A 15,025-nucleotide genomic window follows, 5' to 3' on the forward strand; every position below is an offset into this window, starting at 1 on the left:
CAGCCGCCACCCGGCGAACAGCGCGCACAAAAAAGGGAGCCATTTGGCTCCCTTAGACGCTGCATGCTTAATCAGAACTGATAGCTTGCGGTCAGGCTCACGTTACGCGGTTCGCCATAGACAATTTCGCCCTCAATGTTAGTGTCGTATGTCTTATCAAAGAGGTTATTCACATTACCCTGCAGGGAGAAGTTCTTTGTGACCTGATAACGGGTAAAGAGATCCACCAGCGCATAGCTGCCCTGCGATGCACGCCAGGTGCCATAAGGGGTGTCCTGATAGGTGTAGACGCTGTTTTGCCAGTTAACGCCGCCGCCAACGGTCAGCTCAGGCATCGCCGGCAGGCGGTAGCTGGTGAAGAGTTTCACCGTGGTCCGCGGCAGTTGCGGGTTTACCGCCTTGCCATCGTTATCTTCCGCCACGTAACGCGTTGCGCCAAAGGTCATCTGCCAGTTATCGGTCAGCGCGCCGTTGATTTCAAACTCCACGCCTTTACTCACGGTACCGTCTACGCTCTCGTAAGCTGTATCCGTTGATCCCTGAATCGTCCGGCCGGTGCTTTGGCCCAGATTATCCTGCTCAATGCGGAAGACAGAGAGCGTGGTGGTCAGACGGCTGTTCATCCAGTCAGATTTCAGGCCCGCTTCGTAGTTATTCCCGGTGATCGGATCAAGATACTTGCCCGAGCTGTCGCGGTAGTTCTGCGGCTGGAAGATAGAGGTATAGCTGGCGTAGGCTGACCAGTTGTCATTGATGTCGTAGACCAGACCGGCATAAGGGGTGGTATGGTTCTTCTCCATGCCGTAGGTCAGGGTTTCAATGCTCCAGTTGGTATAACGGGCGCCAAGAATTAAATGCAGAGGATCGGCCAGGGAAATGCGCGTCGCGGCGTACAGCGATTTCATATTCGTGGTGTCATCCTGGGCCAGCGACTGCGATCCCCAGTTGGTTTCCGGGAAGTAACCGTTGTAGTCGTAGAAACTGCCGAACTCCTCCGGGTAGACGTTGGCCCACGAGTTAGTGTAGCGGTTCGTCTGACGGCTGAAGCTGCCGCCGATCATCATGGTGTGCTGGCGACCCAATAGCTCGTAGCCGCCGTCAGCGAAGAGATCCACTGCGTCTACTTTACGCTTGCCGCTGTTCCAGCCGGTGCCGCCAATGTAGCCGTAGTCCGGACCGTAGTTCACGTAAGGGCCTTCCAGCATACCGGTGCTTTTATTGACGTAAGCATCGAGATACATCGCTTTACTGTCGAATTTCGCCTCGGTATGGGTCGCATTCAACGTGGCCTGCCAGTTGTCGGCAAAGCGCTGCTTCAGCGTGAAGAAGACCTTGTTGAACTCTTTGTCGTTGTAAGCCCAGTCAGGTGAGGTGCTGTGCGCGCGATCGTAATGTCTGACGCTGCCATCGGTGTTCCAGCGCGGCAAACCACCCCACGTCTGGTTATTGATGTCGATACGCTGGTATTCGTAGCCTGCCGACAGTGAAGTGCTGGTGGCCAGGTCCGCGTCCAGGATCCCGGAGAAGAAGGTGCGCTTCTGATTGTAGTTGTCGAGCCAGGAGTCGCTGTCCTGATAACCCGCCACAATACGCGCCCGTAGGTTGCCATCTTCCGTCAGTGGACTTTGCATGTCCATCACGTAACGTTGCTTGTTCCAGCTGCCGTACTCTGCAGACAGGTTGCCTTTAAATTCACGGCTGGTGGCATGCTTGCGCACCATATTGATGGCCGCCGACGGGTTACCCGTCCCGGTCATCAGCCCGGTGGCGCCGCGCACGACTTCGACGCGTTCAAACAGCGCCATATCTGACTGGGAATCACCCAGATTCCAGCGCGACTCAAAATAGGTTGGGATGCCATCGACCATGTAGTTGTCGATTTCGAAACCACGGGAGTAATAGTTGCTGCGATCGGAGTCAGTCGTGCTTTTGCTGATCCCCATCGTGCTGTCCATCACTTCGCCCAGGGTCTGAAGCTGCTGGTCTTCCATACGTTGTTCGCTGACGATGGTAACCGACTGCGGGATGTCACGTTGGATCATCTGCATTTTGGTGCCCACGGACGTGGCTTTTACGCTGTAGTCCTGGCTGTCATCAGCGGAGGCGTCCGACTGAGAAGAACCATCAACAATGACGGTATCTTCGGTGGAGGCGGCGAAAGCGGTGGTTGGCATCAATGCCATAGCAATGCAGGCTGCCAGCAACGAAGGTGTTGCGACAGACCGGGATTGCCCTTCCCTGGATTGAATGGTGAAAGACATCATTAAACCCTTATGAACGGTGAATGGTGTGCATCAGTCCCGTATCGACGGACTGAAATCATTTTTCTAGGTATAAATTGCGCATGAAAATGCAAATGCGAAATATACGCATTCGATTTATCACTGTAAACAGATGTTGCGGCGGTAAGTGAAATAATGTTTCAGAGCGGGTGGAGGGGAGGTGGTTACTCCGCGAGCAGATCGGGCCGCACACGCAAAGAATTCATGGGATAAGGTTGAAAGGACAGGAGAAAGTCGCTCATACTCTTTAGTCTTGCCACAAAATATTGCGCCTGCACCGGGCGGGTTGTTTCCGGGCTCGTCGCCAGACTAATGAATAAGGAAAACCTCATGGCTGAAGAAACCATTTTCAGTAAAATTGTCCGCCGCGAGATCCCGGCAGATATCATCTATCAGGATGAACTGGTTACCGCTTTTCGCGACATCTCCCCCCAGGCGCCTACGCACATCCTCATTATTCCTAATATTCTGATTCCGACGGTTAATGACGTGAAAACTGAGCATGAACTGGCATTAGGCCGTATGCTGACAGTAGCAGCGAAAATTGCTGAGCAGGAAGGCATTGCCGAGGACGGTTACCGTTTGATCATGAACTGCAACCGCCACGGTGGTCAGGAAGTTTATCACATTCATATGCATCTGCTGGGCGGTCGTCCGCTGGGCCCGATGCTGGCGCATAAAGGTCTTTAAGATGCAAAGAGGATGGATGGCGGCGCTGGTGATAGCGTTGGCGGGATGCAGTTCGCAACCGTCGATTCCCGTTAATGACGATCAAACGCTGGTTATGGAGTCATCGGTGCTGGCGGCAGGGATTACCGCCGATCAGCCTTCGCTGTCGGTCAGCGAAATTCAACCGTCCGCCTCCTCTGTGCTGTTCAATGAAAGAGATGCGCCAGTTACCGTACACTACCGTTTTTTCTGGTATGACGCCCGCGGCCTGGAAATGCATCCACTTGAGGCGCCGCGCAGCGTAACCATTCCGGCAAAATCGTCGGTTAAGCTATATGGCAGCGCAAATTATCTGGGTGCGCATAAGGTCAGACTTTATTTATATCTCTGAGGGGTGAATTTTGATTAAACAGATCGGTCGTTACGCGCTTGTCACGGCTTTTGCACTGTTCCTGTCGGGCTGTATTAGCCGCACTGAGCAACCACCAGCACCGGTGGAAGAGGTCAAACCGGGCGTCGAGCAGCCGGTTCAGCCAACCCAGCCGGTTCCTGTTGTTCCTACCGTGCCGAGCGTTCCCGCGCAGCCTGGTCCGATAGAGCATCAGGAAGAGCCCGCCCAGCCTGCACCGCGTGAACGTCACTACGACTGGAACGGCGCAATGCAGCCTATGGTCGGTAAGATGCTCCAGGCGCAGGGCGTTAACGCAGGCAGCGTGCTGCTGGTGGACAGCGTCAACAACCGCACTAACGGCAGCCTGAATGCTGGTGAGGCGACCGAAACGCTGCGTAATGCGCTGGCCAATAACGGCAAATTTACGCTGGTGTCTGCGCAGCAGCTTGCTGTCGCCAAGCAGCAGTTGGGCCTTTCCCCGCAGGACAGCCTGGGCTCACGCAGTAAAGCCATCGGCATTGCCCGTAACGTGGGCGCGCAGTATGTGCTTTACTCCAGCGCAACCGGCAACGTCAATTCCCCGGCGCTGCAAATGCAGCTGATGCTGGTTCAGACAGGTGAGATTATCTGGTCGGGTAAAGGTGCAGTTCAGCAACAGTAACCTGACGCGCGACACGCTGCTGTCGCGCTATTTTCCGCAGTTTCGCATCGTCGCGCCGCCGTCCCATACCGGGTTGAGCGGCGCGAGCTGCATTATTGAGCATGCTGCGCGTCGTCTGGTGCTACGCCAGCGTCATGATGCCCTGGCAACGCCTGCTCATTTTCGCCGTCAGTACCATGCCCTGCGCCATCTTCCCGCCGACATTGCTCCTCAGCCGCACTTTTACAGTCCGGGCTGGATAGCGGTGGACTATCTGGCGGGGGAGGTCAAAACCAGGTTGCCCGCTGCACCCGCACTGGCCGGGATGCTGTATCATCTCCATCAACAGCCCGTGTTTGGCTGGCGTATCACCCTGATGCCGCTACTGGAGCAGTACTGGCTCCAGGCCTCGCCCACCCGGCGCACGCCGCTATGGCTGCGATGGCACAAACGTCTGCAAAAACGGGGGGAGCCGCGCCCACTGCGGCTGGCGCCGCTGCACATGGACGTTCATGCCGGTAATATCGTGCATACGGATGCCGGTATCCGGCTGCTGGACTGGGAGTACGCGGGTGACGGAGATGTGGCGCTGGAGCTGGCAAGCGTCTGGACGGACAGTGACGCAGAGCGTCAGCAGCTGCTCGCCGCTTACGCCCATGCTGCTCAGCTTGACCTGACGCAGTTGCAACGCCAGGTGAAGCGCTGGCGTCCCTGGGTACTGATGCTGATGGCAGGCTGGTTTGAGCTACGCTGGCAGCAATCACAAGATAAACAATTTATGACGCTGGCCGATGAGATCTGGCGCCAGTTAGAAACAACAGAATAAGGGAGGTTCGTGTGGGTCCGGTCATGTTGGATGTTGAAGGTTATGAGCTGGATGCGGAGGAGCGCGAAATTCTGGCGCACCCGCTGGTAGGCGGCTTGATCCTGTTTACGCGTAATTATCACGATCCGGCGCAGCTGCGCGAGCTGGTTCGCCAGATCCGGGAGGCCTCCCGTCACCGGCTGGTGGTGGCGGTGGATCAGGAGGGAGGCCGCGTGCAGCGATTCCGCGACGGCTTTACCCGTCTGCCCGCTGCCCAGTCGTTTGCCGCGCTGCTTGGGCTGGAAGAGGGGGGCAAGCTGGCGCAGGAGGCGGGCTGGCTGATGGCAAGCGAGATGATTGCCATGGATATTGATATCAGCTTTGCCCCGGTGCTGGACGTCGGCCATATCAGCGCCGCCATCGGTGAGCGTGCATACCATGACGAACCGCAGAAGGCGCTGCAAATGGCGACCCGCTTTATCGACGGCATGCACGAAGCCGGGATGAAAACCACGGGGAAACACTTTCCGGGTCATGGCGCCGTTACGGCAGATTCCCACAAAGAAACCCCGCGTGACCCACGGCCACAGGCGGAGATCCGCGCCAGGGATATGTCGATTTTTAAATCGCTTATCAGCGACAATAAGCTTGATGCCATCATGCCCGCGCACGTGATCTATGCCGACGTCGATCCGCGTCCGGCCAGCGGCTCGCCGCACTGGCTAAAAACCGTCCTGCGCCAGGAACTCGGTTTTAATGGCGTGATTTTTTCCGACGATCTGTCGATGGAAGGGGCGGCGATCATGGGGAGCTACGCTGAACGCGGTCAGGCATCGCTGGATGCAGGTTGCGATATGATCCTGGTCTGCAATAATCGTAAAGGCGCAGTAAGCGTGTTAGATAACCTGTCGCCGATCAAGGCTGAACGTGTTACACAATTGTATCATAAAGGTTCTTTTAGCCGTCAGGAACTGCGGGATTCAGCACGCTGGAAAGCCGTCAATGCTCAACTTGAAGCGCTTCATGAGGGCTGGGAAGCGCATAAAGCGGGGCAATGATCCCTCCTGACAAGCGTAGTGTGACGAGGATACGATGATCATCTATTTGCACGGTTTTGATTCGAACAGTCCCGGGAATCACGAGAAGGTCCTGCAACTGCAGTTTATCGATCCGGATGTGCGGCTGATTAGCTACAGTACGCGCCATCCGAAACATGATATGCAGCATCTGCTGAAAGAAGTGGACAAGATGCTGCAGCTGAACGTTGACGAGCGCCCGTTGATCTGTGGTGTCGGTCTGGGAGGCTACTGGGCGGAGCGCATTGGGTTCTTATGTGATATTCGCCAGGTGGTGTTCAATCCTAACCTGTTCCCGAACGAGAACATGGAAGGCAAAATCGACAGGCCGGAAGAGTATGTTGATATTGCCACCAAGTGCGTGAGCAATTTCCGTGAGAAAAATCGCGATCGCTGCCTGGTGATCCTCTCCCGCAACGATGAGGCGCTGAACAGCCCGCGAGCCGCGGAGCTGCTGCACCACTACTACGAAATTGTCTGGGATGAAGAGCAGACCCACAAGTTCAAAAATATCGCCCCTCATCTGCAGCGGATCAAAGCGTTCAAGACTTTAGGATAAGGCTCATTTTTTCAACTAAGCCCGGCCACGCAGGTGAGCCGGGCTTTCTTTTTGCTAAGCTTGGGTGAATTTTAAGCGGCAAAACTTGATGCATATCAATTTTGGTATGACCAATGCACCGAACATGTTATTCTCATGTCCATTGAACGGTTTCAGCGATGTAACCTGTTGTTAATTAAAGGTTATTTTCATAACTTTTAGTTAACAATTGGTTAATAATTTAGGGGGTCACGTTGACTACGCCATTGAAAAAGATAGTGATTGTGGGTGGTGGTGCTGGCGGTCTGGAACTGGCTACGCAGCTGGGTAAGAAGCTCGGACGCGGTAAAAAAGCCAAAGTTACGCTTGTCGATCGCAACCACAGCCACCTGTGGAAACCGCTGCTGCATGAAGTGGCGACCGGTTCTCTGGATGAGGGCGTTGACGCCCTGAGCTATCTGGCGCATGCACGCAACCACGGTTTCCAGTTCCAGCTGGGCTCGGTGATGGATATCAACCGTGAAAGCAAAACCATTACCCTGGCAGAGCTGCGCGATGAGAAGGGCGAGCTGCTGGTGCCGGAGCGCAAGCTGGCGTACGACACCCTGGTGATGGCGCTGGGCAGTACCTCCAACGACTTTAACACGCCGGGCGTGAAAGAGAACTGCATCTTCCTCGACAACCCGCACCAGGCGCGTCGTTTCCATCAGGAGATGCTGAACCTGTTCCTGAAGTATTCCAATAACCTCGGCGCAAGCGGCAAGGTGAATATCGCTATCGTCGGCGGTGGCGCGACGGGCGTTGAGCTCTCTGCGGAGCTGCACAACGCGGTGAAACAGCTGCACAGCTATGGCTACAAAGGCTTAACCAACGACGCGCTGAACGTGACGCTGGTGGAAGCGGGCGAACGTATTCTGCCTGCGCTGCCGCCGCGTATCTCCGGCGCGGCGCACAACGAGCTGACCAAACTGGGCGTGCGTGTTCTGACTCAGACGATGGTCACCAGTGCCGATGAACAGGGTCTGAACACCAAAGATGGCGAACATATCAAAGCCGATCTGATGGTCTGGGCGGCAGGCATTAAAGCCCCTGATTTCATGAAAGAGATCGGCGGACTGGAGACCAACCGCATTAACCAGCTGGTGGTGGAGCCGACGCTGCAAACCACCCGCGACCCGGATATCTTTGCCATTGGCGACTGCGCCTCCTGTGCCCGTCCGGAAGGTGGGTTCGTGCCACCGCGCGCCCAGGCCGCACACCAGATGGCCAGCCTGGCGCTGCACAATATTCTGGCGCAGGCGAAGGGCAAGCCTCTGAAGAACTATGTCTATAAAGATCATGGTTCACTGGTGTCGCTCTCGAACTTCTCCACCGTCGGTAGCCTGATGGGTAACCTGATGCGCGGTTCGATGATGGTAGAAGGACGTATTGCCCGCTTCGTCTACATTTCGCTGTACCGTATGCACCAGATTGCGCTGCACGGCTATTTCAAAACCGGGCTGATGATGCTGGTAGGTAGCATCAACCGCGTCATCCGACCGCGACTGAAGCTGCACTAATGCCTTTGCCCCTTCGCTCTCGCGAAGGGGCTTTTTCAGCATATCGTTCTGTAAATCGCCCTCACAGGGTTAAGAGTCCTCCTAAACCGGCTCATTTTGCGCTTGTTCCCACATTTTTAATCCTTTCTCTGATTTGCCTGCACACACCTTTAGTCGCAGAATTGTTACCAATAGCAATACAAAGGAGAACGTCACATGAATAAATCCATGGTGGCAGGTATAGGGATTGGCGTGGTCGCCGCATTAGGTGTGGCGGCAGTTGCCAGTCTTAATGTTTTTGATCGTGGCCCACAATATGCGCAGGTGGTTTCGGCTACGCCTATTAAAGAGACGGTGAAAACACCGCGTCAGGAGTGCCGCAATGTGACCGTAACGCATCGCCGTCCTGTACAGGATGAAAACCGCATTGCCGGTTCTGTACTGGGTGCGGTGGCCGGTGGGGTGATTGGTCATCAGTTTGGCGGCGGACGGGGTAAAGATGTCGCGACGGTCGTGGGCGCACTGGGTGGCGGTTACGCGGGGAACCAGGCGCAGGGTGCCCTGCAGGAGCGTGATACCTACACCACCACCGAGCAGCGCTGTAAGACGGTCTATGACAAGTCAGAAAAAATGCTCGGCTACGATGTAACCTACAAAATTGGCGATCAGCAGGGCAAGATCCGTATGGATAAAGATCCCGGCACGCAGATCCCCCTTAATGGCGACGGTCAGCTGGTACTGAATAACAAAGCATAAAAAAATCTGTTCTCTGCATTTAGCTCCCCATTCGCTCAGGCTGGGGAGCTTTTTTTGCGCATAAAAAAGACCTTAACAGCGGGGCGACTTGCGCCAGAAGTAAGGTCTTTCCTGGAGATGCTGCTGGGTGTCGGGGTCAAAGGTCGAATTCATTATACTGGCGCAGTAACATAAATCCCGTTATCAGGACGGAAAGAAAAGCAAATAAAACTGACCCACCACATAAAACCCAGAGACCGAATAACAATGTAATGCCTATTAACACCTTAAAAAAAGGTAACAGCAAAACCATTATATTCTCCTTCTGAATGTGAATAGCCAGAACGCCTTCACCATAACTAATGCAACTAATCATTAGTACATCAATAATCACTGGTTAAGCATAGCAAGCGGTGAAGCCGTGGTGATAGTTTTTAACTATCTTTCTACGAAGTATAGCGGAAGCTGCGGCGAGAAAAGGGGGAGCAGGGCGGCAGAGCGCCCTGAAAATCAGACTTTCAGCAGTTCAGGCCATAACCGCAGGGTTATCTGGGTGACAGTCAGCAGTTTTTCCAGGCTGGCCCCTTCGCGGGCACTGATGGACATACCCTGCAAAATGCAGCTCAGATATTGGGCAAGTTTCTTCGGATCGCACTGCGCCGGGATCTCACCGCGCTGCTGACGCTGCTGTAAAAACTGGCACAGCGTCTCTTCCTGCATGGCATGGCGAGATTTAACCGTATGGGCAATCTCTTCAGAAGAGGCTGCAAGCGTGGCCGACGTGTTAATCATAAAACAGCCCGCAGGGGTCTCTTTGCTGGTAAAGCAGGTCGCCACCGCGGTGAAATAGTCTTCCAGCGCCCGTTCAACGGGCTTCTCCTCGCAAAACAGCTGCGCTTCATGGCGGGCGGCAAAACGGCTGATATAGCGATCCAGCACCGCCCGGAACAGCCCCTCTTTATTGGTAAATTCTGCATACAGCGTAGGCGCTTTCGCCCCCGTCGCGGCAACCAGGTCAGCCAGTGATGTGGCTTCATACCCATGCTGCCAGAACAGCGTCATGGCCTTGTCCAGCGCCGCTTCCCTGTCGAACACTTTTGGTCGGCCACGGCTTTTCTTTTCGCAACGCGTGTCATCGGTTGTCATGAGCCGTTGTACCTCTGTTGGATTGTTGAACGACCATTATAAAAATAATCCCTTTCCGCAGCCAGCGCCGCATGAATAAAAATTTATTCATCATATCAATATGAATTTAAACGCTTTTAAAATTATTTTAATGATCGTTATAAAAATAAATTGACGTGTGATGTAGATCACATCTATCATTTTTTTATCGATCGTTAAGTTAATGCTTACGACATCCCGTTCACTTGCAAAAGGTCCTTATCATGAAAAACGTAAAAACAATCATCGCCGCTGCAGTACTCAGCTCACTCTCATTTGCCAGCTTCGCTGCGGTTGAAGTTCAGTCTACCCCTGCCGATCAACAAAAGGTGGGCACCATCTCTGCGAACGCCGGGACTAACCTGAGCTCTCTTGAAAGCCAGTTAGCGCAAAAAGCGGATGAAATGGGGGCGAAATCTTTCCGTATTACTTCTGTAACCGGCCCGAACACCCTGCACGGTACTGCAGTGATCTACAAATAAGCATGGCTTAACCCTCATTAATGCCACTGCGAAAAAAAACGCTCTGCCTGTGCAGAGCGTTTTTTTATCTGTTAAGGCTACAGCGCCTGGGTAGCGGGGTGAGGCGTCACATCTACCGGCATACCCGAACGCGCTTCCATGGCGCGCTCCATAACGACCTCGTCAGCGCTGGCTTTAAAGCCCTGCTGCGCAGCATTCAGGACAATCGGTAGGGTCTGGGGATCGTCATTCAGCGCTTTCGACAGCGGCTGATGTACCTCCACCAGGCGCACGCCGCCAGGCTCTTCTGACACCTTAATCGGCGTGTTCATGATATTCACTTTGGTACCGGGCTGGACCACACGGAACAACGTCTCGATGTCATTGTCCCGCAGGCGAATACAGCCGGAGCTGACGCGCATGCCGATGCCAAAATCGGCGTTAGTGCCGTGCAGCAGATAGACCCCACCGTAGGCAGCCAGGCGAATGGCGTGATGACCCATCGGGTTATCCGGTCCGGCGGGGACCACCGCTGGCAGATCGATACCCTGGGCTTTATAGCGGGCGCGGATGTTGGCGGTTGGGGTCCAGGTCGGATTGGCGCGTTTGTCCGACACCGTGGTGACCATAGTTGGCGTCAGGGTATCGCCCCCCAGCTGACCAATACCGATGGGGTAAACCGTGACCTCGTTTTTACCCGGCGGATAATAGTAGAGCCGCAGTTCAGCCAGGTTGATCACAATCCCTTCCCGCGGGGCATCGGGGAGGAGGGTCTGAAGCGGGATGGTCAGAACACTGCCTGCACGGGGGACGTAGGGATCGACGCCCGGGTTAGCCTGCAGCAGCGCCAGGAAACCGACGTTATATTTTTTGGCAATCGCCTCCAGCGAACCACCATCGTTTTCCACCACATGAAAACGATTTTCGCCCACCAGCCGACTACCCGCCGGGGGCAGGGGCCAGGTATTCGCCTGGGCGGGCAGGGCAAGCGCTACGGTCGCGAGGAGCGCAACCACCGATATCCAACGGGTAAAACGCGACGTTTTTATCATCACCAGAATCCATAGCAATAAAGATTATTATTATCTGAACGTTAAATGATAATTATGGCGAATGAGTGTGTCGGGAAATCCAGGGGGATTGCAAAGAGTTGTAAATTGCGCAGGGAAAATCATGCCGGGCAACCCGATGGTAGCCCGGCACAGGGTCAGGCTACGGCATTCTCTTCAAGCTGACGCATAAAGTTACGTACCCAGTCCATGCGGGTTTTGCGCTCCGCCAGATCCTGGGTGAATTTCAGGCGCGTCGGTCCATCGAGACGGAAGTGCTGGGGCTGTTTTTGCAGCAGGCCGATCAGCCACATCGGATCGACGTGGTTCTTCTCGGCAAACTCAATCATGCCGCCTTTTTCATTCCCCTCCAGCTTGCGGATCCCGAGCTTCTGCGCCTGCTGGCGTAAACGGGCGATATCCAGCAGGTTACGCGCTGCATCCGGCAGCAGGCCAAAGCGGTCAATCAGCTCCACTTTTATCTCTTCCAGACTGGCTTCGTCTTTGGCGCTGGCGATGCGTTTGTAGAACGACAGGCGGGTGTTAACGTCCGGGATAAAATCATCCGGCAGCAGGGACGGCATCCGCAGTTCCACTTCCGTTTGCTGGCTGGTGAGATCTTCCAGCGACGGCTCGCGTCCCGCCTTCAGGGCATCGACGGCGTTTTCCAGCAGCTCCATGTAGAGCGAGAAACCGATGGTTTCCATCGAGCCGCTCTGATCTTCCCCAAGCAGTTCGCCCGCGCCGCGGATCTCCAGGTCGTGAGTGGCCAGCGCAAAACCGGCGCCCAGATCTTCCAGCGAGGCGATGGCTTCGAGACGCTTCTGCGCATCGGGGGTCATCGCTTTCGGGTGTGGGGTCATCAGCCAGGCATAGGCCTGATGGTGCGAACGTCCGACACGGCCACGCAGCTGGTGGAGCTGGGCCAGGCCGAAGTGATCCGCTCGCTCAATAATGATGGTATTGGCGGTAGGAATATCGATACCGGTTTCGATGATGGTGGTGCAAACCAGCACGTTAAAGCGCTGGTGATGGAAATCGTTCATCACCCGTTCCAGCTCGCGCTCGCGCATCTGCCCGTGGCCGATGGCAATCCGCGCTTCCGGCACCAGCTCCGCCAGACGGTCCGCCGCTTTCTGGATATTCTCGACATCGTTGTAGAGATAATAAACCTGGCCGCCGCGCAGCACTTCACGCAGGATCGCCTCGCGCACCACCAGGTTATCGTACTCACGGACAAAGGTTTTCACCGCCAGACGGCGGGCAGGCGGCGTGGCGATAATCGACAGATCGCGCATGCCGCTCATCGCCATATTTAACGTGCGCGGGATCGGCGTGGCGGTGAGGGTCAGGATATCGACATCGGCGCGCATCGCTTTGATGCGCTCCTTGTGGCGCACGCCGAAGCGGTGCTCTTCGTCGACAATCAAGAGCCCCAGATCTTTCCACTTCACGTCGCTCTGCAGCAGTTTATGGGTACCGATCAGAATGTCGATCTTGCCCTCGCTTGCCTGCTCCAGGATCTGCGCCTGCTCTTTGGCGCTGCGAAAACGCGACATCATCTCGATGCGCACCGGCCAGTTGGCAAAGCGGTCGCGGAAGTTATCGTAGTGCTGCTGTGCCAGCAGGGTGGTGGGCACCAGCACCGCCACCTGCTTGTTATTCTCCACCGCCAGGAAGGTGGCGCGCATCGCCACTTCGGTTTTACCGAAGCCCACATCGCCGCAGACCAGACGATCCATCGCCAGCGGCTGACACATGTCGCTCAGCACGGCGTTAATTGCCTGGGCCTGATCCGGGGTGGTTTCAAACGGGAAGCTGTCGCAGAAGAGCTGATACTGCTCTTTATCATGCTTGAAGGCGTAGCCCGCCTTCGCCGCGCGCTGGGCGTAGATATCCAGCAGCTCCGCGGCTACGTCGCGCACTTTCTCCGCCGCTTTTTGCCGCGCCCGCGCCCACGCATCGCCGCCGAGCTTGTGCAGCGGGGCATTCTCTTCCGCACCGCCCGCGTAGCGACTGATCAGGTGCAGGGACGACACCGGCACATAGAGTTTGGCGTCGTTGGCGTACAGGAGCATCAGGTATTCACCCTTGATGCCGCCCGCTTCCAGGGTGGTCATCCCGGCGTAACGGCCTACGCCATGCTCCAGATGGACAATCGGCTGGCCGGGATGCAGCTCCGCCAGGTTGCGGATCAGCGTGTCCGGGTTGATGGTACGGCGGCTGTCCTGACGGCGGCGCGCCACGCGCTCACCCAGCAGATCGCTTTCGCAGATCAGCGCCAGATTATTGAGCGTATCAATAAACCCATGTTCGGCGGCGCCGATCATCAGGTAGCGTCCGTTGCCGCTGGCGTCGTCCAGGCGCAGGATCCGCTTCGGTGCGACCTTAATGCGGCCAAGCAGCTCGCCCAGCGCCTCACGGCGCCCTTCGCTTTCCACAGAGAAGATCACCGGACCGGTAAAGGATTCGAGGAACTTACGCAGGTTATCCAGCGGCGATTTGTTCTGCGCCTGCACCGCGAGGTCCGGCAGCGGCTGGTAGGCCAGGTTGGTATTGGCAGCTTTCTCCGGCAGGCTGTCGGTTTTGAGCTGCATGCGCGGCCAGCGTTTCAGCTCGCTGAACAGCTCATCGGTGCGCAGCCACAGCAGCTCGGGCTCCAGCAGCGGGCGCATCGGATCAACCCCCCGGTTTTCAAAGCGGGCGCGAGTTTCACTCTCGAAACGGCTGGCGCTGGTCTCCAGATCGCCGGTGTTGAGCACCAGCGTATTGGCCGGGAAATAGCTGAACAGGGCAGGCAGCGGCTCGCTGAAGAACAGCGGCTGCCAGTATTCGATCCCTGACGGCAGGGTGCCTTTGCTCACCTGCTGGTAGATATGTTCGGCGTCGCGCTTGACGTCAAACTTATCGCGCCACTGGCTGCGGAAGAGCTCAATAGCGGTTTTGTCGGTCGGGAATTCGTGGGCCGGCAGCAGGTTGATGGCCTCCACTTCCTCCAGCGTGCGCTGGGTATCGGCATCAAACAGGCGCAGGCTGTCGATTTCGTCGTCGAAAAAGTCCAGACGATAAGGTTGTTCACTGCCCATAGGGTAGAGGTCGAGCAGCGCGCCGCGGGTGGCGTACTCCCCGTGCTCCATGACCTGATCGACATGGCGATAGCCCGCGCTGTCGAGCTGCACGCGCAGGCCATCCCTCGAGAGGCGCTGGCCTTTTTTCATCACCAGCGCGTGGCCGTGCAGATAGCTGTGCGGACAGACGCGCTGCATCAGGGTATTGACCGGCACAATCAGCACGCCGCGCTGCATGGAGGGCAGTTGATACAGCGTGGAGAGGCGCGAGGAGATGATCTCCTGGTGCGGCGAGAAGCTGTCGTAAGGCAGCGTCTCCCAGTCGGCAAGGCTGGTGACCAGCTGATCGGTGAACTGGCGGATCTCATCATGCAGACGCAGGGCGTTTTGCATGTCCGGCGCGACCAGTACCACCGGGCCCTGATGACGCTCTGCAATTTCCGCCACCAGCGTGGCGCAGGCTGCCCCGGTCAGTTCACCTAACTGGCGTTGGTCGCCCGCTTTGACGGGCAGGGAAAAACGATTTTGTTCAGGCATGGCTTTGTCAGGATCTCGTATGGGCATATCACTGATACACAATGTCTTTATTATCCTTGATCGTTTTACATT

13 protein-coding genes are annotated in these 15,025 nt (G+C 56.1%); 9 read left to right on the forward strand and 4 right to left on the reverse strand.

Annotated elements, in window-relative coordinates; translation table 11 throughout:
- Window positions 1-71: 71 nt before the first annotated feature.
- Complete coding sequence (gene fhuE / locus GNG29_RS08745; RefSeq protein WP_156654286.1) at window positions 72-2,261, reverse strand: ferric-rhodotorulic acid/ferric-coprogen receptor FhuE; 2,190 nt, start codon at window positions 2,259-2,261, stop codon at window positions 72-74.
- A 351-nt stretch (window positions 2,262-2,612) separates the two neighbouring features.
- Between fhuE and hinT the strand changes: the two genes are divergently transcribed.
- From hinT to GNG29_RS08785, 8 genes are all read left to right on the forward strand, one after another.
- The gene (hinT, locus tag GNG29_RS08750; protein ID WP_139156331.1) at window positions 2,613-2,972 is read left to right on the forward strand and encodes a purine nucleoside phosphoramidase; all 360 of its coding nucleotides are present in this window, start codon (window positions 2,613-2,615) and stop codon (window positions 2,970-2,972) included.
- A gap of 1 nt (window position 2,973) precedes the next feature.
- Window positions 2,974-3,342: a YcfL family protein gene (locus GNG29_RS08755; RefSeq protein ID WP_103179104.1), complete on the forward strand. Its 369-nt coding sequence runs from the start codon at window positions 2,974-2,976 to the stop codon at window positions 3,340-3,342.
- 10 nt (window positions 3,343-3,352) lie between these two features.
- Window positions 3,353-4,003 (forward strand): penicillin-binding protein activator LpoB, encoded by a 651-nt coding sequence (lpoB, locus tag GNG29_RS08760; RefSeq protein ID WP_103179105.1) that lies wholly within the window; start codon window positions 3,353-3,355, stop codon window positions 4,001-4,003.
- Entirely contained in the window at window positions 3,984-4,808 is an 825-nt protein-coding gene (gene thiK, locus GNG29_RS08765; RefSeq protein ID WP_156655458.1) for a thiamine kinase, read from the forward strand. The genes lpoB and thiK overlap by 20 nt, the downstream gene beginning before the upstream one ends.
- An 11-nt stretch (window positions 4,809-4,819) precedes the next feature.
- Window positions 4,820-5,845: a beta-N-acetylhexosaminidase gene (nagZ, locus tag GNG29_RS08770; RefSeq protein ID WP_156654287.1), complete on the forward strand. Its 1,026-nt coding sequence runs from the start codon at window positions 4,820-4,822 to the stop codon at window positions 5,843-5,845.
- A 34-nt stretch (window positions 5,846-5,879) separates the two neighbouring features.
- Window positions 5,880-6,422 (forward strand): alpha/beta hydrolase YcfP, encoded by a 543-nt coding sequence (ycfP, locus tag GNG29_RS08775; RefSeq protein ID WP_103179108.1) that lies wholly within the window; start codon window positions 5,880-5,882, stop codon window positions 6,420-6,422.
- A gap of 233 nt (window positions 6,423-6,655) precedes the next feature.
- Window positions 6,656-7,960: an NAD(P)/FAD-dependent oxidoreductase gene (locus tag GNG29_RS08780; protein WP_103179109.1), complete on the forward strand. Its 1,305-nt coding sequence runs from the start codon at window positions 6,656-6,658 to the stop codon at window positions 7,958-7,960.
- Between the two features lie 195 nt (window positions 7,961-8,155).
- A complete protein-coding gene (locus tag GNG29_RS08785; RefSeq protein ID WP_103179110.1) occupies window positions 8,156-8,695 on the forward strand; it encodes a glycine zipper 2TM domain-containing protein in 540 nt (179 codons plus the stop codon).
- 489 nt (window positions 8,696-9,184) lie between these two features.
- Here GNG29_RS08785 and GNG29_RS08790 read toward each other — a convergent pair whose 3' ends face one another.
- Window positions 9,185-9,820, reverse strand: coding sequence for a TetR/AcrR family transcriptional regulator (locus tag GNG29_RS08790; protein ID WP_156654288.1), 636 nt, complete (start codon window positions 9,818-9,820; stop codon window positions 9,185-9,187).
- A 242-nt stretch (window positions 9,821-10,062) separates the two neighbouring features.
- Between GNG29_RS08790 and bhsA the strand changes: the two genes are divergently transcribed.
- Window positions 10,063-10,320: a multiple stress resistance protein BhsA gene (gene bhsA, locus GNG29_RS08795; RefSeq protein WP_103179112.1), complete on the forward strand. Its 258-nt coding sequence runs from the start codon at window positions 10,063-10,065 to the stop codon at window positions 10,318-10,320.
- 77 nt (window positions 10,321-10,397) lie between these two features.
- Here the strand turns inward: bhsA and GNG29_RS08800 are convergent, their stop codons facing one another.
- Together GNG29_RS08800 and mfd are read right to left on the reverse strand one after the other, a co-directional pair.
- Window positions 10,398-11,354, reverse strand: coding sequence for a L,D-transpeptidase family protein (locus tag GNG29_RS08800; protein WP_139156332.1), 957 nt, complete (start codon window positions 11,352-11,354; stop codon window positions 10,398-10,400).
- 152 nt (window positions 11,355-11,506) lie between these two features.
- On the reverse strand, window positions 11,507-14,953 hold the full coding sequence (mfd, locus tag GNG29_RS08805; RefSeq protein ID WP_156654289.1) for a transcription-repair coupling factor: 3,447 nt from the start codon (window positions 14,951-14,953) through the stop codon (window positions 11,507-11,509).
- Window positions 14,954-15,025: the final 72 nt, after the last annotated feature.

It is taken from the genome of Leclercia sp. Colony189 (assembly GCF_009740165.1).
Classification (GTDB): domain Bacteria; phylum Pseudomonadota; class Gammaproteobacteria; order Enterobacterales; family Enterobacteriaceae; genus Enterobacter.

What these genes read in the sequence shown, in the direction of transcription:
- fhuE (WP_156654286.1), bottom strand. Translation starts at nt 2,261, where the DNA reads ATGTCTTTCACCATTCAATCCAGGGAAGGGCAATCCCGGTCTGTCGCA.
- bhsA (WP_103179112.1), top strand. Translation starts at nt 10,063, where the DNA reads ATGAAAAACGTAAAAACAATCATCGCCGCTGCAGTACTCAGCTCACTC.
- GNG29_RS08790 (WP_156654288.1), bottom strand. Translation starts at nt 9,820, where the DNA reads ATGACAACCGATGACACGCGTTGCGAAAAGAAAAGCCGTGGCCGACCA.
- hinT (WP_139156331.1), top strand. Translation starts at nt 2,613, where the DNA reads ATGGCTGAAGAAACCATTTTCAGTAAAATTGTCCGCCGCGAGATCCCG.
- ycfP (WP_103179108.1), top strand. Translation starts at nt 5,880, where the DNA reads ATGATCATCTATTTGCACGGTTTTGATTCGAACAGTCCCGGGAATCAC.
- GNG29_RS08755 (WP_103179104.1), top strand. Translation starts at nt 2,974, where the DNA reads ATGCAAAGAGGATGGATGGCGGCGCTGGTGATAGCGTTGGCGGGATGC.
- mfd (WP_156654289.1), bottom strand. Translation starts at nt 14,953, where the DNA reads ATGCCTGAACAAAATCGTTTTTCCCTGCCCGTCAAAGCGGGCGACCAA.
- GNG29_RS08785 (WP_103179110.1), top strand. Translation starts at nt 8,156, where the DNA reads ATGAATAAATCCATGGTGGCAGGTATAGGGATTGGCGTGGTCGCCGCA.